Annotated in this window: 14 protein-coding genes and 1 riboswitch; of the genes, 2 read left to right on the forward strand and 12 right to left on the reverse strand. The window is 48.3% G+C overall.

Features of this window, described 5'->3' with window-relative positions; genetic code table 11:
* Window positions 1-455: 455 nt before the first annotated feature.
* The 9 genes from NR121_RS00005 to NR121_RS00045 all read right to left on the reverse strand — a co-directional run bounded on the left by NR121_RS00005 (window position 456) and on the right by NR121_RS00045 (window position 9,697).
* A complete protein-coding gene (locus NR121_RS00005; protein WP_309145407.1) occupies window positions 456-887 on the reverse strand; it encodes an enolase C-terminal domain-like protein in 432 nt (143 codons plus the stop codon).
* Window positions 888-956: 69 nt separating this feature from the next.
* Window positions 957-1,625: a GntR family transcriptional regulator gene (locus tag NR121_RS00010; RefSeq protein ID WP_054817275.1), complete on the reverse strand. Its 669-nt coding sequence runs from the start codon at window positions 1,623-1,625 to the stop codon at window positions 957-959.
* A gap of 534 nt (window positions 1,626-2,159) precedes the next feature.
* Window positions 2,160-2,993, reverse strand: a complete 834-nt coding sequence (locus tag NR121_RS00015) for an ABC transporter permease (RefSeq protein ID WP_054817274.1) — start codon at window positions 2,991-2,993, stop codon at window positions 2,160-2,162.
* A 1-nt stretch (window position 2,994) separates the two neighbouring features.
* On the reverse strand, window positions 2,995-3,774 hold the full coding sequence (locus NR121_RS00020) for an ABC transporter ATP-binding protein (protein ID WP_054817273.1): 780 nt from the start codon (window positions 3,772-3,774) through the stop codon (window positions 2,995-2,997).
* Window positions 3,775-3,777: 3 nt separating this feature from the next.
* On the reverse strand, window positions 3,778-4,884 hold the full coding sequence (locus NR121_RS00025) for an ABC transporter substrate-binding protein (protein ID WP_137670106.1): 1,107 nt from the start codon (window positions 4,882-4,884) through the stop codon (window positions 3,778-3,780).
* Window positions 4,885-4,912: 28 nt separating this feature from the next.
* Entirely contained in the window at window positions 4,913-5,338 is a 426-nt protein-coding gene (locus tag NR121_RS00030) for an aconitase X swivel domain-containing protein (protein ID WP_062408299.1), read from the reverse strand.
* Window positions 5,335-6,618, reverse strand: coding sequence for an aconitase X (locus NR121_RS00035; protein WP_256830036.1), 1,284 nt, complete (start codon window positions 6,616-6,618; stop codon window positions 5,335-5,337). Before NR121_RS00035 ends, NR121_RS00030 begins: the two co-directional genes overlap by 4 nt.
* Window positions 6,615-8,321, reverse strand: coding sequence for a dihydroxy-acid dehydratase (gene ilvD, locus NR121_RS00040; protein WP_054817270.1), 1,707 nt, complete (start codon window positions 8,319-8,321; stop codon window positions 6,615-6,617). The genes NR121_RS00035 and ilvD overlap by 4 nt, the downstream gene beginning before the upstream one ends.
* Window positions 8,322-8,389: 68 nt before the next feature.
* Window positions 8,390-9,697, reverse strand: coding sequence for an FAD-dependent oxidoreductase (locus NR121_RS00045; protein ID WP_201023600.1), 1,308 nt, complete (start codon window positions 9,695-9,697; stop codon window positions 8,390-8,392).
* Between the two features lie 239 nt (window positions 9,698-9,936).
* Here NR121_RS00045 and NR121_RS00050 point away from each other — a divergent pair, with 239 nt between their 5' ends.
* Window positions 9,937-10,833, forward strand: a complete 897-nt coding sequence (locus tag NR121_RS00050; protein WP_074729627.1) for a LysR family transcriptional regulator — start codon at window positions 9,937-9,939, stop codon at window positions 10,831-10,833.
* An 88-nt stretch (window positions 10,834-10,921) separates the two neighbouring features.
* Here NR121_RS00050 and NR121_RS00055 read toward each other — a convergent pair whose 3' ends face one another.
* From NR121_RS00055 to NR121_RS00065, 3 genes are all read right to left on the reverse strand, one after another.
* Entirely contained in the window at window positions 10,922-12,016 is a 1,095-nt protein-coding gene (locus NR121_RS00055) for an ABC transporter substrate-binding protein (RefSeq protein WP_256830040.1), read from the reverse strand.
* Between the two features lie 189 nt (window positions 12,017-12,205).
* A complete protein-coding gene (locus tag NR121_RS00060; protein WP_256830042.1) occupies window positions 12,206-13,444 on the reverse strand; it encodes a DUF445 domain-containing protein in 1,239 nt (412 codons plus the stop codon).
* 17 nt (window positions 13,445-13,461) lie between these two features.
* Complete coding sequence (locus tag NR121_RS00065; RefSeq protein WP_256830043.1) at window positions 13,462-15,279, reverse strand: APC family permease; 1,818 nt, start codon at window positions 15,277-15,279, stop codon at window positions 13,462-13,464.
* Between the two features lie 207 nt (window positions 15,280-15,486).
* Window positions 15,487-15,654: riboswitch (cyclic di-AMP (ydaO/yuaA leader) on the reverse strand.
* A gap of 313 nt (window positions 15,655-15,967) precedes the next feature.
* Between NR121_RS00065 and NR121_RS00070 the strand changes: the two genes are divergently transcribed.
* Entirely contained in the window at window positions 15,968-16,726 is a 759-nt protein-coding gene (locus NR121_RS00070) for a cysteine hydrolase family protein (protein ID WP_256830045.1), read from the forward strand.
* The last annotated feature ends 56 nt before the right edge of the window (window positions 16,727-16,782 follow it).

A 16,782-nucleotide genomic window follows, 5' to 3' on the forward strand; every position in this document is an offset into this window, starting at 1 on the left:
CCATTACGAGCAACGTCGCGCGCTTCGGATCGATCTCCGGCGCAACCATAACACTTCTGTCAATGACTTTATCAATATTTTCCAACGTGAATTTCAAAGACGACATGCGAATTCCTCCTAATGAATTTTAGAAATTTAGAGTTGAGTTCGAGCCTTACTTCCCGTTATGGACGTGGTCATTCCTTGGGTTACATGACTTCCACCCCCTTAAAATGCTCTACGGTTTCACATTCTTCCGCATCGGGACGATGCTCTACAGCCGCTTTGCGGACCGCCGACGGACGGCGAGCCAGGATGCCTTGATCAGGGCTTCATCGCCGTTTGCTTGTTCTCACCGTCAGACATGGTTCACATGAACAAAGAAAGCGCTTTATACACCCCAAGAATCCACTTTCAAAAAATAGTTTGGATTGTAAGCCCTTTCATTTCAGGGTGACAACGATTTGATACCACATTTAAATTGACTTCAATTCCCAGTCCGGGATTATGGGGAACCGGCAGTTTTCCTTTTTGCAAGTGATCGGTGTTGTTAAAAGTTCATCTCGGAGAGGATTAGGGTTTCGATCGTACTCGACGATCGGTTCATTTTGCAGCGGAACGGGATGTGCCGTATGCGGACTTGGCGGGATCGATGCCAATACATGAAGCGCCGCTGCCAGGGCGATTCCCGACCCCCATACATGGGGGATGACCGTTACGCCGAAGCTGGAGGCCAGTGCCTGTATTTTCATCCATTCGGAAAAACCTCCGGAAACGCAAATATCCGGTTGGGCTATATCTACACCAGTAAACTCGCACTCACCTCCCGCAATGGCAATGCTTGTTGAAGATCTGACCTCGCGGTAACCCGCTCGGTCCTCGACAACACAGGTACGGGAGGACCATATCCCTCCCCCACCTCACGAGCCCATCGTCCGTTTCCACTTTTACGATACAGAGTTGGGGGGCATTCCATTTCATATGGTTTTAATATTATTTTTCACTGCAAATAGGATGGATTCTTTGGTTCCTCTCACATGTTTTCTCATTCTGCGCTCCGCTAGTTCACCATCCCTGGCTTGAATAGCCTCAAATATTTCCCAATGTTCCTTATTGGATAATTCCAATCTTCCGGGAATATGGTTGGAAAAATAATGAAATCTCTGAATTTGGTTTTTAAAATCGGAAACGATCGTCAAAACCTTCTGGTTGCCCGCCACGTCAAGGACAATCTCATGCAACTGGTTTCCCAACTCAAATGACTGCTCCTTGTTTCCGCTTTCAAGTTCTTGATCGGCCTTTTCCAGCGTCTCTTGCAACAAGGCTATCTTTTGTTCATTGATCACACTTGCCGCAATTCTGGCGCTAATCCCTTCAAGCGCTTCTCTTACAGTAAAAATTTCCTCAAGATCTTTTACCGTTATTTCTTTAACCAAGGCCCCTCTTCTTGGAAAAAACTCGACCAAACCATCCTGGACCAGATGCCTGATCGCTTCCCTGATGGGCGTTCTGCTCACCTGATATTCCTTGGCCAGTTTTTCCTCGACCAAGGGTGTATTCGAAGGTAAATCGCCTTCCACAATCTTTTTCTTTAATGTTTCATAGACCACACTAAACCTCGAATTGCCCTGATCTTTGTTAGCCATTGCTTCTCTCTTCACTTTACACACTCCATTTGAATTTCAACTCATGTATACAATTATGTTCTAAATTCTTCATTTCAACCAATGTTGACGAAATATCATTCGATCCATTTTCGAATTGTATACTGTTATATCTGTTTTAATGACATTAATTATATATAATTGTATACAATATCGCTTGACGATTTCAATTTAACACACCTTTCCAAAATAATCAACAACTTTTTCTAAAAGCGGATTATGCAGACACTAAGGACAAAAAGATATCCTTAAACTGAAAAAGCCGCGCAGCGCGCGGATCTTAATGCATATATGTTGTTTGTCCCCGACATCATACAAGTCCAATGACACAAACAATGATGCCTCAACAATCCCCCCCTTTGATGTTCTTGCCACAAAAATTCCCGCAAAGGTCATTGAACAAAAATGGGAGACCGGTTTTCCCTGTCTCCCGTTTTTTTCCTTTTCAAATACTAGTCCAGACGATCAGTTTTCATCGAAAACCTTTCCCAATGACATGTTATCCTTTACAGGAGGTTATTTCCAAGGCAGCAGTTTGCGCTCCAACCGTTCCAACGATCGGTTAAACACCAGGCCAAGCAGGGAAAGAAGCAAGACTCCAACCATCAAATTCGTCGTCATCATCAGATTGCCATAATGCAGAATCATCGAACCTATCCCTTTATCCGCCGCGATCATTTCCGCTGCAACGAGCAACAGGAGGGAATTTCCCGCAGCCAGCTTTAACCCTGCAAAAATGGTGGGCAATGACGCAGGCAGAGTGACCTTGCGGATGACACTTAAATGATTTGAACCGAACGTTACCGCCGCTTTGATTAGTATCGGGTCAACGTTTTTCACGCCGGCATACGTGTTAATCACTACGGGAAAGAAGACGCCCAGCGCGATAATCGTCAGCTTGGGCATTTCGCCGATGCCCAGCCACAGAATAAACAAGGGCAGCAGGGCGATCTTCGGAATCGGGTATATCGAATAAACGACCGGCGTTAACACCGAATCTACCCAACGGAAGAAACCGAGCAATAGCCCGATGACAATACCGGCAAATGACCCTAGGGCATAACCCGCTGCAATCCGGAATAAGCTTGCCAGCACATTTTCAAGGATTTCCCCCGTCATCAGCATTCCCCATCCAACTGTAACAATTGCCGAAGGCGAGGGCAAAAACAACGCCGGCACCACGCCCGTACGGCAAAGCGCCTCCCACATGAGCACAATGCCGACGATCCCGAGCGCCGAAGCATAAGCCGGGGTCCGGTTCTCCAGAAAGGCTACCCGGTTGCGAATCATTTGCCGTCGAGCCGGAACTGCTGGTTTGCTTGCTTTTGTTTGCGCTTGTGCTTGCTCCATATTATTCACCATCCTTCAGCGCTTCTTGCGCATCATGACGGATGAGCTGCCAGATTTGATCCACATAACGGTCAAATTCAATGCGGTATTCCTCCTGATTGCGTCCGGCTTTTGGCAGATCGATGCGGATAATGCTCTTGATTTGCCCAGGATGTCTTGACATGACAACGACCCTATCCGCTAAATAAACAGCCTCCGGGATGTTGTGGGTGACATAAAGCGTGCTGAGTTTGGTACGGTTCCAAATGGCCAGCAGCTCTTCTTGCATAATCGTCCGCGTCTGCGCGTCAAGTGCCGAGAAAGGTTCATCCATCAGCAGAAGATCCGGCTCAACGGATAACGCCCTGGCAATCCCGGCACGCTGTCTCATGCCTCCGGACAGCTGCTTCGGATAAGCAGACTCAAACCCGGTCAGGCCTACCATTTCAATATAATGCCTGCCTTTCTCCTGCAGCTCCTCTTTGCTTGCACCCAGCTCCTGCAGGCCGAACACCACATTTTCGTATACGCTTCTCCAGGGGAATAAAGCGATTTCCTGAAACACAATCCCGATTCTCGGAACCTTATCCCCCTGCAGCCCGTCGAAATATACTTCACCATCGCTGGGGGACAACAGTCCCCCCACAATGTTCAATAGAGTAGATTTTCCGCATCCGCTCGGGCCTACAAGCACCACAAACTCCTGTTCCGCTATGGTAAAGTTGATGTTTTTCAGGGCGGTCAACTCCCGCTTGCGCGGATCGCCAAAGCGTTTCTCCACATTTTCGACAACGATTCTCATAGTTTATTCCCCCACCAACTTCAACGCTTCATCCAACATTCCGGTGTTAACGAAATCGTTCACATCGATGACCTTCGTCACGAATTTCTCTTTAACATACCAATCGATTTGCGCCTTAATATCGTCAACGTTCAGCTTACCGTCAGGAGCGATAAATGAGAAGGTTCCCTTAATCACGTCCTCCTGTTGATCCGTATACTTGGCGACGATCTTCGTTACTTCGTCAAAATTCTCCCCCTTCACCAGCTTGCCGTCCTTTTGCGTAAGTACAGCATCGTAATAGTAACGCGCTCCTTTGATATAGGCTTTGAGAAAGCGTACGCCTGCCTCTTTGTTAACCGCAAATTTCGGCGAATAAAAAATCGCGGCCGATTCAGGGTTTATCTCATCCGAAACCCATGTCAACACTTTTCCGAAGCCTTCGTTCACCGTAATCGAAGCGGTCGGTTCGCTCAGTACAACGACGTCCATATTCTTGCTTCTCAATGTTTCCATGAGACTGCTCACGGAGTTCATGGATACCCACTGAACATCCTTGGTGTTCAGACCGTGCTTCTCCAGAATACGTCCCATATTGTAATGATTGGTGCTGCCAATCGACGTGACGCCGATCTTCTTCCCCTTCAAATCCTCCACCGTACGGATCGTAGAATCTTTATGCACCACTACTCCGCCATAAGAATATCCTTTCTGTTCGCTGCCTTTATTAGCCACGATAACAATCCTTTGACCCGAAGCGATCATATTGTACAAATCCGCGGAAAGACCGCTCGCCCCTACGTCCACACTGCCTGACGCCACACCCACGTTGACATCCTTGGACGCATCAAAAAATTTAAATTCCGCATTGATGTTTTCGTCTTTAAAAAAACCTTTTTCCATTGCAATATACAGCGGCGCATTCGTCGTATATTTCAGCATACCCACGCTTAAAGAAAGCGTTTCCGATTTAGGAGGCGCCGTATTGGCCGATTCAGCTTTGCCGGTTTGTGATTTAGCCGTCCCGGATTCTGAGGCGTTCCCTTTCACGGCCCCGTTTTTCGCGCAACCCAACAGTACAGTCGATAGAAGAACTACGACAAACAGCAGCGATACGGACACCTTTTTCATGGTTCAAACCTCCAGCTCAGGATAATGGTTATGAAGGATTAGCCAATTTTGTTATTTCTACAATGCCGTTATCGGCATCCACCTTGATCCAATCACCGGTTTCGATAATCGTGAGCGGATCTTGATCGAGATCGGTAACCGCTGGCGCCCGGGTTACCACCGCTCCCAAGGCTACCTTTGTCGTTACGACGTTGAAAATCATGGCCTTGGGTGCCGCACCCGCGAGCCGGGCGGTATGAAAACTGACGGACCAGCCCGACGACCCTTTGGCTCCGGGAAATACAAGCACTTTATCTTTAAAGCTTTGGCCGTACAGTTCATGCCGCAATTCGGTAATCGTACCCGTCAGCGGATTGAGTCCACCCCAGCCGGATATTGTATCTTTGGTGACAAGGGCTTCACCTTCCGCGCACCCGCCTACAACTTTTCTTCCACGCAAAATAATTTTTTTCATCTTAATTCACCGCTCCATTTTCCCGTTATTGCAGCATTGATGCAGTCTTCCAGTAACCCGAACCAGGTTTGAACCCCCATGATCGCCGGCAAATAGTGTGCCTGCTTGGCTGAATCCGTGGCAACTACCTTTGTTCCCTTGGGCAGCAGCTGCCCTACAGCCGGACAAGAATCGCTCATCAAGACCCCTCCGGCATCGCTTATGATTTTGCTATACCCGTTTCGGTCGGCCAACTGCTTAATGGATCTCGGCGTGAAAATCCATAGCATCGTATCGCGGTTTACGCGTTTGCCATTCAAAAGCTTGCAGATTTCCCAAATTTGTTCAATCGACGCGTGTGGACAGCCAAGCATAATAAAATCTACTTCTTTATCCTTTGCCGAGTGATTTAAATGTTCGTATGCTTTTTGCCTTTCCGCCTTCCCAAACTTGAAGCTGAACTTTGGCTTCTTTTTTCCGAAAGCCTCCTCCAGCGAATTGGCTTCTGCCGTTATTCCGGGGATGTGGAACAGCTCGACTCCGCCCGATGATGCGGCCGACGCCCCGAAATGCTTGATCCGGTAAAGATTCGGTACATACCGGACACCGCTTAAGACCGGAATCCGTTCCCCCACCACCTCGCCAATGTAGTAACCCAGGAGTCCCCAATCCATCATGCTTTGGACATCCCATTCGACTTCCACCAAATCCGTACCCAGGCGATTTTCGTCAAGATGATAGCCCCAATACGGGATCTTTCCGGTTAGCATGGCGGCTCCGGTGCTTTCTCGTCCTTCCACATTGGAGCGAGCCCCCAGCACCGAGTTAATGTACACAACCGCGGAGGATTCCATCCATGCGCAATGCTCGCCCTTAACCGGCACATTCCCAACCTGATATGGCGTACAGGTACTCATCAGTTGTACGCCGATCCCGGCGCTAAAGGCCTCATTTTTTTGACTTAACTCGTAACGATCTCGGGAAATTCCCTGGATTTCCCAGAGATCCTGATCAAAAGACTGAATAAGCTGGCAGGTGTGGGCCTTGACCATAGGAATTTCGACGACCTCTGAACTATCCAGGTTGAACTCGGAGAATACCGCATCAAAGCCTCCTGCTTTGGCCGCAAATTCCCGCATAAAGGGATTTGTCGCCACTACCGTACCGCACACGTTGTTGGTGTCGACCAGCCTCTCCGCTCCCAAAGCGTTCCCGTAACGGACGAGTAAGTCCATCGCCTTCTGTTTGGCCGGGCCTTCCTTGCCATCAAGCATTGCTTTTTCGTCATCGGTCAGTTTCATTTTATGGCCTCCATTCTATGATCTGCGAGAATGCCGCCACTCTGGGGCAATGGCTGGACTAAGCGCCGATAGATTGCAAGCCATCCGCGTTCGTCCGTCACGGGTTTGTTCTCCAGGCGCGAACGCCTCACCGCAAGCTCACTTTCCGGCACATCGAGATTGACGAATCGCTTTTCCACATCGATCGAGATCATATCTCCATTTTCCACAAGCGACATTGGCCCGCCATCGGCCGCCTCAGGGGAAACTTCGGCAACCACGATTCCCTTGTTGGACAATCCCGATTGCTGTCCGTCATGCACTAGCGCCACCTGTTCTCCTAACCCCTTTCCATCAAGAGCGAAGACCAGGGCGGTGACCACTCCCATCCCAGGAGTACCTTTGGGGCCGAGCCCTCTGAGTACGACCACTTGACCCGGTTTGACCTCGTCTTTGTTCACGGCGTCGACAGCTTCCTGAGTTGAATTGAACACGATCGCCGGACCGGTAAACTGAAGTTTTCGATCATCGGCAACCGCGAGCTTGACGATTCCGGTGTCCGGCGAGAGAGATCCCCGTACAAGTACAATAGAGGGCCTTTCGGCGAGCGCTCTATCCACCGGACGGATAATTTCCTCGTTGGCCACCACTGCATTACGGAGGTTTTCTTCCACGGTTTGGCCCGTTACCGTCATTGCGTTTTTGCAAAGAAACCGTTCAAGCTGCTTCATTACCGCTCTTGCGCCGCCGGAAGCCTCAAACTCCTCGATCGTATGCTCACCGTTGGGGCGGATGGCGCTCAGAAGCGGAATGTTATCGGCATACTGTTCGAACAAACGGTAAACATCCACTTCGCACTGAGCTTCTTTGGCCAATGCCTGAAGATGCTTTACCGAATTGATCGAACCGCTCACCGACAGCACCACCATCACAGCATTTGCAAAGGCTTCCGGTGTGAGGATATCGCGGGGCTTCAAGTCGTCGTCCCATACCATTTGCACAATTCTTTCGCCAGCTTGCCGCACCGTGTTCCACATCTTCGGACTATTGGCTAATACAGGTGTGCTTCCGGGGAGAGCCATCCCTAGAGCCTCGCAAACCATATGCATGGTATTTGCAGTTCCCATTCCTGCACATACTCCAGGTCCAAGAATGGCGTTCTCACTCATCTCGTTCAGCTCCGATACTGTTATCTGATTTCGTCCGGTTTCCCGATGTACGGCATTTATCCAAAGATCCTCAATATCCATATGTTCGCCCCGATATCGTCCGCTCGGCTGATAACCGCAAGCGACTACGATGGTTGGAATGTTAAGCCGTCCTGCCGCCATCAACTGCCCCGGCACCGTTTTGTCGCATGACACCAGGCAAACCATGCCGTCCAACATCGCCCCTTCCACTGCGACCTCTATGTCGTTTACGATTAAATCCCGGGCAGAAAGAATATAACCGCCTCTGTGGCCCGCGCTAGTGACGAAATCGACGGGCGCCGCCGTGCGTACCTCAAACGGGACTCCGCCAGCGGAGCGGATGGCTTCTTTCATCTTCGCAGCAATACCGTCAAGATGGGCAAAGCAGGCCGCCAGATCGGAAGAGGAGTTCACAATTGCAATCTTCGGCTTTTCCATGTCCTCCTCTGTGACACCGAGCACTCCCCATTCTGCCCGCCTTAATGCCCATCTTGCACTTCCAGGCTCAAAAGTACTCCTCAGCTTCTTTTTCATAGGATAGCTTCCCCTTTGCTTACTATATTAAGAAAATGGCTCAGCGCCATTGGTTCTGCTGCGCTTATTCAATCGGTTCGTATCACGTTATCCTTTACCCGCTCTTGCAAAGCAGCGTTGTCGATTTGATGCACGCTGCCTGTGCCCGCAAGGTCTAGCGCGTGTGCCGCTGCAGCACCCATTGCAATACAAGGTCCCATTACCCGAACGCTGGATAAAGCGGCAAGATCCCCGTCGATGCAGCGGCCAACCGCGACCAGATTGTCAACGTCGGGTGGTGTCAGACTCCCCATTGGCACGTAATGAACATGGTCCTCAGAAAATGCCTCCCAAGCGTAGCCTTCCAGCCGGTCATGAAGCTCAAGAGCCCATCCCGTTCGTGCAATGGCATCCGGGAAACGCCTGCCTGTGCGCACATCGTCGATCGTGAGCTGCTGCCTCCCGACGATCCAGCGCGTTTGGCGAATCCCGGGAAGCCCGTAACTGCGCACGCGGGCATTGCCGAAAGCTTCAGGAAATTCAAGCTTTAAAAATTGCACGGTTTTATCAGCCTGAGCCTTTCCTTCGATAGCTTTCGCAGCTGCCGCCACAGGTTCCAACGGTGTCTCCACATGTGTCATGTTCACAAGCGCCGTACCGCGTCCCGGGAAGGCAAAGGCGAAACCATCCCTGCGTATTAGCCCGTAATCCCCGGCCCGTTCCTTAAGCCGTCTTGAAATTTCTTCTCTTTCCGGATACTTTTCTTCGTTGATTCCTTCAACGACCACCATATGGGAACCGTAAACCGTACCCTTCTCCGGCTCACGGCATGGAAGTCCCGCATGCCAAGCCAGAGCCGCATCCCCCGTCGCATCAACGAAAGCGTTTGCAGTCAGGCGTACGTCACCATAACGCGTGGCAAGATCAATATAACGTATGCGTCTGTCTTCATTGCTCACTCCCCGTAAGACGGCGCCAAGAATCAATGTGATTCCCGCAGAATATACTGCATTTTCAATCCAACGGGACAAGGCTACCTCATCATACACAACTGTTGTCCAAAATCCGTTTTTGCGATAATGCAGCGCCCCCGCGGTGCCCAGATCACGGAGAATGTCGTCGGCGATGCCATGGGTCAATTGGTAGCCGTCGCGGCCGTTGGCAAACAGACCGCAAAAGGCACCGATGATCGAGTTTACCGCTTGGCCCCCCAGAGCAGGCAAGCTGTCAACCAAGGCAACGTGGTGTCCCAGACGTGCTGCCTCCAGAGCAGCTGAAACGCCGGCGATACCTGCTCCCACGATACAGGTATCCGCTTTCAATTCCCGCAAAGAACTTCCGGTACCTTTTCGAATCACGCGTGTATCCGTTCTAAATTCCGAATGATTCACCATCATCACTCCTTTCTGTTCCTAAGGGATAGTGAGAATTTATCAAAAACCATCCCTTTGTATCAATCTGTTTTTCTTATACAAAATATTGTCAAAACAGATAGGTTCAATTAGTATACATAGTATAAGCTACCATAAATGGTATTTATCATTGTGAAAAGAGCCGGCCCAGGGAGGCCTTATCAGATAGGCCGCGCATTGTGCTCGTAATCGTATATCCCAAATTGCGATAAGGGGTGACCGAAATGGAAATTCATCAGTTGGAATATTTTCTGGCCGTTGAAAAATACCGCAATTTTTCTACCGCCTCACTGGAAATATGCGTATCCCAGTCAACTTTGTCGCAGCAGATCAAGAAACTTGAGGATGAATTGGGAGTCAAATTATTCATACGCTATTCCCGTTCGGTGCGACTAACCCCTGCCGGCGAGGATTTCCTTGTTCATGCGCAGCGAATCGTATCGGAGATTCAACAATCCAGGGAAACGATTCAGAAGTATATAAGTTTTGATAAGGGGAGCATCAAAATTGGTGTGTTTCCTAATATGGCGTGTTTGGGTTTGAACAAAATTATTACCAGCTTTTTTAGAACTTATCCGGGTATTGATTTTGAAATACATACGGCCAATACGGATGATTTACTGAAGGGGTTACGCGAAAAAAAGGTCAATGTTGCTTTTATTAACTCGCCTTTTCCCAATCATTTTGAAATCGATTTCTTTCCCTTGATGAATGATCATATTGTAATGCTTATTTCCTCCCAACATCCGCTTGCCAATGAATCGTTTGTCGATCTGAGCGATTTATCACGAGAAAAGTTTTTGATGATAAAAACGAATGCCTGGTTTCGTAATACCTTGATTCATGCATGTAACGATGCAGGGTTCGAGCCTAATGTTATTTTTGATACCAACGATGTCGAGATCATACGAAGTTTTGCGGAAGATGGCGTTGGGGTGGCGCTCATGGGATACCGCGTTGCCCGCTGCATGTCCAACCCTAACAATTCTATTGTGCCTATTAGACAAATGTTTGAACGACAAAGCGGTCTGGCCATTCCAAAATCCACACGACCGCCTTTGGCTGCCAGTCTCTTCCGGGACTTTACCCTAAAGGAAATGAGCCGGACTTTAAATTCGTAGTGAGCGTGCTGCGGCCCGTCGAAATAAGTTTCACCATTGCCGGGGGACAACAGTCCCCGGCAATGTTCAATAGAGTAGACGTCGATTCTCATGGTTTATTTCCCACCAGCTTCAATGCTTCATCCAGCATTTCAGTGTTAATGATTTCCTTCGTATCCACGGCTTTGGTGATCAGCTTTTCCTTGGCATACCAGTCGATCTGCGTCTTGATATCGTCCACGTTCATCCTGCCGTCAGGGTCAATGAACGACAATGAGCCCATAATAAGATCTTCCTTCTGCCCCGTATATTTGGCCACGATCTTGATCACTTCGTCATAATTCCCTCCTTTTACCCTTTTGCCGTCTTTTTGAGTCAGCACTGCATCGTAATAGTAACGCGCTCCTTTGATATATGCCTTTAAAAAACGGATGCCCGCATCCTTGTTCGTCATGAATTTCGGCGAAAAGAATATTCCCGACGATTGATAGTCGATTTCATCCGCCACCCACGCAAGCACCCTGCCGTAGCCCTGATTGATCGCTATCGAAGCATAGGGCTCACTAAGGATGATGGCATCGGCGTTCTTGCCCCTTAAGGTTTCCATGACACCGCTAGTGGTGTTCATCGGCACCCACTGAACGTCCTTTGTGGTCAATCCATACTTCTCCAATACACGCCCCAGCATGTAATGGTTGGTACTGCCTATCGTAGTGACAGCGGCTTTTTTTCCCTTCAATTCCTCCACCGACCGGTAAGGAGAATCTTTATGCACGATGACTGCGGAGAAAGGGTAGCCCTTCTGTTCCCTTCCTTTGTCGGATACAATAGTCACTTTTTGTCCGGCCGCCATCATGTTGTACAAATCTGCGGTAAAACCGACCCCGCCTACGTCCAAATCGCCCGATACTACAGCCACATTGACGGCATTGGAGGATTCGAACCATTTCACATGAACTTCCAGGTTCTCTTCTTTAAAGAACCCTTTTTCCAAAGCGATAAACAGAGGCGAATTGCTTGTAAACTTAAGCATGCCCATGTTCAAAGAAACCGGTTCGGCTTTAGCCGGCTCTGGTTTGGCCGGTTCTGTCGAGGTTCCCTGGACTTCCTCCCTGTTCCCGCAACCGAAAAGCATTGTCACTAGGAGCAAGAGAACAGCAACTGCCGATATGGCCCCTTTTTTCACATGATAAACCTTACCCATACCACCACCCCCTAATGAAAGCGCTTTAATAAATTTACTGTAGCTTATGCTTGGGATCCATTCAATCGTAATTAACGATAGCGGTTATTGCTAACATCGATAAAAGGTGACAAAAAAAGCGCGGCGTATCGGACCATAGTTGCGCATCAGGAGTCTGACTCGTTCAATACGCCTGCCGCCGAAGATATTCTATAACTGGATCAGCGAAAGTACGATGCCAACCGCAAAACCGCACAGCGCTCCGTTCACCCGAATCCACTGCAGGTCCTTTCCGACTTTGTGTTCCAGCATGCGTACCAAGGCTACATCATCCATTTGATCCAAATTTTCTTTCACGAGTTGACCGATGCGATAATGATTCGCTTCCACCCATTCAATCAAGTAAGCTAACAAGCGATTTTCCCAAACGGCCATCGAATCCTGTTCGGGATTGAAATTGCGCACGATCCAGCGGTAAGCAGTAATTACCGCCCTGCCGCCCTTCAAACGGTCTTCCTCCAGCTTGTCCAGCCATTGATTGCGGATTTCACTCAAACGCTCATGCAGGAAGACAGCGCCGCGAGCTCCTTCCAATTGGTTTACGATCCATTCCTTCATATTCGCTACAAGCAACTCGTTATCCGCTAGTTGAGACAGTTGGATGCGGATTTCCTGAACAAGGGTCTTCCGGAAAGCATTATCTGTATGTTGGAGACCCCGAATTCCTGAAAGCATCAAGTTTTGGAGGAAGCTGCCAAGCTTTTCTTCATCCATGAAGCCGACAAATGCCTGTAAAGCAAACCCCGTTAAGCCCCCCGCTTTTACTTCGGAGAGCTTTTCGCTTGCGAACTTTCCCAACATCATCCCGGTATCCGGACGTTTCGCCCAGTCGGATGCTTTATGCAGGACGTAATTCAACGCCTTTTCGTCGAATCTGTTCTCGATCACCTTCGTCAGGATGGCATCGGCTGCAGATCCCACATCCGCTCTTCGGATCGCAGCGGCTATTTCCGACTGAAGATAAGGAATCGCTTTCTCGAGCGGCAACCGGTAAACCCATCGGATCAACAGATCCAATAGGCCTACCCGTACCTTCCGTTTGCCAAGCAGCTTAGCCAGAGAGGATGAAGCGAGCTGCAAAAGCTGGAGCTGCCGGAGTTTGTTTTCGATGCTTTGTTTGTTGAGCAGCTCATTTTCCAACGCCAAAATCAAGGATTGGACAATTTTGTCCCTATTTTTAAGGAGTAAGGATGTATGCGGCACCGGTATGCCGAAAGGATGACGGAAAAGAGCGGTCACGGCAAACCAATCCGCAATGCCGCCGACCAAACCGGCTTCAAAGCCGCCTTTCAACAGAGCAACCAAAGGAGTCTCCTGAAGAAATAAAGTGATTAAAAAGCCGCCGGTCATGAAGGCCAATGACAGTCCGGCCAAATATCTTGAGTTCATCTGCGGCCTCCTTCCGGTTATTTATGGAGATGGTAAGGCACTGTAGCGATCACGACGTCTTTATGATTGAATAAGTAAGCCCTTAACAGTAACCCGGTCTGATTATGGAGGAAATAATGCCACCAATGCCTGGTAATGAATTGCGGAATTAATATGGTAATATGATCCGTTTCCGACGTTTTCCACTCCACCGTTTCAATGAATCTCATTAACGGCCTGATGATGCTTCGGTAGCTTGAACGGAGCGTAATCAGCCGGACGCCCGGGTTCCATTCTTCCCATTTCTTCTCCATCCGTGCGATATCCTCATCGTCAAATCCGACATATACGGCGACAACATGATTGGTTAGAGACTTGGCATAGCTGAGCGAATTCATAACCACCCGGGTAATGCCGGCTACGGGAACGACGATCGTGCTGCCTTTTATCACTGGTTTTTCCTCATCCATGTCGATTCGCAGTTCGTCCGCTATGTTCAGGTAGTGCCGGTGAATTTGGAAGAAGAGAAAAATGACAATCGGCAAAAAGATAAAGATCATCCATACTTGATTGAACTTGGTCAAAATGAAGATCAGCGTAATCGCCAGCGTCGTGAGCATCCCGATCGTGTTGACAATGAAGCGGATCAGCCAGCCCGCTGGCCTCAGCTTTACCCAACGGACCATCATCCCCAGTTGGGATAAGGTGAAAGGAATAAACACCCCTACGGCATAAAGCGGAATCAGGTTCTCCGTATGTCCTTGGAAAAGAATAACAAGCAATGCCGACAATACACCTAAGAAGATAATGCCGTTAGAAAAACCGAGCCGGTCGCCGCGCACCATAAACATATGCGGCATGTATTTGTCTTTGGCCAGCATAAAGGCAAGCAGCGGGAATGCGGAATACGCTGTATTTGCCGCCAAAAACAGAATCAAAGCGGTGGTGCCTTGGATGAAATAGTAAAGGATGCCCCGGCCGAATGTGTTTGCCGCAATTTGGGATACGACCGTTTCTTTTGGAGCCGGCGTGATTCCATACCAATAGGCAAGTAAACTGATACCGATAAACATGGCACCTAGAATCGTGCCCATCATCATCAGCGTAGCGGCTGCATTGCGCTCAGCCGGTTGTTTAAAGTTTGGAATGGCATTGGATACGGCTTCTACTCCGGTTAGCGCGGAACACCCTGAACTGAAAGCCTTCAATAGGAGGAACCAACTGATGTTCGAAACGGCTGTGCCCAGTTCAGGCACTTCGGCGTGTCCCCCGCCCGATATATATTTGATGACTCCCGAAATGATAAGAACAAAAATGGCGAAGACAAACAAATAAACGGGCAGTGCTAAAACGGATGCAGACTCCGTAATTCCTCGCAAGTTCATGATGGTAAGAAACAGGATCATCGTCAACGCAATAAGGACCCGGTGTTCATGCAAGGATGGAAATGCCGAGGTAATGGCATCCGTCCCGGCCGAGGAACTGACAGCAACAGTCAGGATATAATCCACCAACAGCGAGCCTCCGGCCATCAAACCGATGGAGACGCCCAAATTGTCTTTGGCTACGACATAAGCTCCTCCCCCTTTGGGGTAAGCAAAAATCGTCTGCCGGTAAGAAAAAATGAGAACCGTCAGCAATCCGAGAACGGCTATGGAAATGGGGATCGAATACCATATTGCGGCAAAGCCTGCAGCCATCAATATGATCAAAATTTGTTCGGTACCGTAAGCAACAGAAGATAATGCGTCTGAAGAAAGTACCGCAAGCGCCTTAAACTTGCTTAGTTTTTCTTCTTCAATCTCGGTTGACTTCATAGGACGGCCGATTAATAATCGTTTTATTTTATTTAGCATACTGTTCCCGCCCTCATTATTTATTAAGGAGTTTTGTAAACAAGATCATCACAACAAAAAAACCCTTAAATCTCCAGGAAGAAACTTTACTTATGGTTTCCAAATGTGTTGTTAATCAATCATCCTCCAACCTATCCCGTTTTTAGACAACAAAAAAACACAGAGGCTTGAGCTCTGTGTTTGCCTATCAGCAGACAGCACGTTCAACTCCTCTCTCATACAACGCTTACGAGGTTAGCTGTCGGATTCGGGCTATGAGAGCAGCCCTACGTGCGGAATAAACATGTTCCTGCACGATTCACCCCATGGACATCCAAATATATGTCCTTATTGGTTCCCCCGTTTTCCTGTTTGGAAATTCAGCAAGGTGATATGTTCAATGGTTGAATCTTACACCTTACAGGACAACATTGCAAAGCAAGAAATCGGATAAAACCTTTGCTAGATATGAATTGCTTTGTAAATGAGACGCTTTTATAGATCGCTTTCTTTATTTTACTTCAAATCTCATGGATTTTCTTTATATTTCAGGATTTTTGCGTTTGCGGGCTGTTGCGGATGCTTGAAAACCAATGGATTGGAGTTGTTTTCCCATTCCTTTTTGTTCCCAGCTGAATTTGAATAAGCCATGGAATAAAGCACATAATAGGGTGCGTATACCAAGTATACCCATGAAAGGGGAATCCTCATGAGAAAAATACTGCAGTGTTCCTTTGTGTTTTCGTTTCTTGTCTTTGTTGATCTTTATGTTGTTGCAGCAGCACAAACCGCACCATTTTCATCGCCGGGAATGCAGGTGGATCAAAGCCATACCGCTTTGGTGATCACAGATCCGCAAAATGACTTTTTAAGCCCGAAAGGTGCAGCATGGAATTTAGTGAAAGACAGCGTTGCTGAAAATCACACGATTGAGAACATTGAATTATTATTAAAAACAGCAAAAAAGAATAAGTTTAAAGTATTTGTGTCCCCTCATTACTATTATCCCTATGACCAAAAATGGTTATTTGGGGGTGCTATGGAACATGTGATGCACGATATCAAAATGTATCAGCGAAAAGGTCCATTATCGCTTGAAGGCTTTCAAGGTTCGGGTGCCGACTTTCTGGATAAATATAAGCCTTATCTAGAAGATGGACAAACCATTATCACCAGTCCGCATAAAATTTTCGGACCCGAAGCCAACGACTTGGTTTTGCAGCTGCGAAAACAGGGAATAACCCGCGTCATTCTTGCAGGTATGTCCGGAAATCTGTGCATTGAATCTCATATGCGCGAACTCATTGAACAAGGATTTGAAGTGGCCGTGGTTCACGATGCCACAGCTTCCGCAAAAATAAACGGCTTGGATGGGGATAAGGCTGCAAAAACCAATTTTCGCATGATTGCCAACGCTTCATGGTCAACCAGGGAGACTATAGAGAAAATGAAATCCATTCAAAGATAAGCCTCCAGTTTGGAGGCTGCCATATCCCGCAGCTAATTTAACTCCGAATTAATATT

The sequence above is a fragment of the Paenibacillus sp. Pae15 genome (genome assembly GCF_024519685.1).
In the GTDB taxonomy this organism is placed as follows: Bacteria; Bacillota; Bacilli; order Paenibacillales; family NBRC-103111; genus Paenibacillus_G; species Paenibacillus_G naphthalenovorans.

Coding starts and splice junctions, on each gene's coding strand:
- NR121_RS00025 (WP_137670106.1), bottom strand. CDS start 4,884: ATGAAAAAGGTGTCCGTATCGCTGCTGTTTGTCGTAGTTCTTCTATCG.
- NR121_RS00060 (WP_256830042.1), bottom strand. CDS start 13,444: ATGAACTCAAGATATTTGGCCGGACTGTCATTGGCCTTCATGACCGGC.
- NR121_RS00050 (WP_074729627.1), top strand. CDS start 9,937: ATGGAAATTCATCAGTTGGAATATTTTCTGGCCGTTGAAAAATACCGC.
- NR121_RS00070 (WP_256830045.1), top strand. CDS start 15,968: ATGAGAAAAATACTGCAGTGTTCCTTTGTGTTTTCGTTTCTTGTCTTT.
- NR121_RS00015 (WP_054817274.1), bottom strand. CDS start 2,993: ATGGAGCAAGCACAAGCGCAAACAAAAGCAAGCAAACCAGCAGTTCCG.
- NR121_RS00030 (WP_062408299.1), bottom strand. CDS start 5,338: ATGAAAAAAATTATTTTGCGTGGAAGAAAAGTTGTAGGCGGGTGCGCG.
- NR121_RS00045 (WP_201023600.1), bottom strand. CDS start 9,697: ATGATGGTGAATCATTCGGAATTTAGAACGGATACACGCGTGATTCGA.
- NR121_RS00010 (WP_054817275.1), bottom strand. CDS start 1,625: ATGGCTAACAAAGATCAGGGCAATTCGAGGTTTAGTGTGGTCTATGAA.
- NR121_RS00055 (WP_256830040.1), bottom strand. CDS start 12,016: ATGGGTAAGGTTTATCATGTGAAAAAAGGGGCCATATCGGCAGTTGCT.
- NR121_RS00020 (WP_054817273.1), bottom strand. CDS start 3,774: ATGAGAATCGTTGTCGAAAATGTGGAGAAACGCTTTGGCGATCCGCGC.
- NR121_RS00065 (WP_256830043.1), bottom strand. CDS start 15,279: ATGCTAAATAAAATAAAACGATTATTAATCGGCCGTCCTATGAAGTCA.
- ilvD (WP_054817270.1), bottom strand. CDS start 8,321: ATGAAAAAGAAGCTGAGGAGTACTTTTGAGCCTGGAAGTGCAAGATGG.
- NR121_RS00035 (WP_256830036.1), bottom strand. CDS start 6,618: ATGAAACTGACCGATGACGAAAAAGCAATGCTTGATGGCAAGGAAGGC.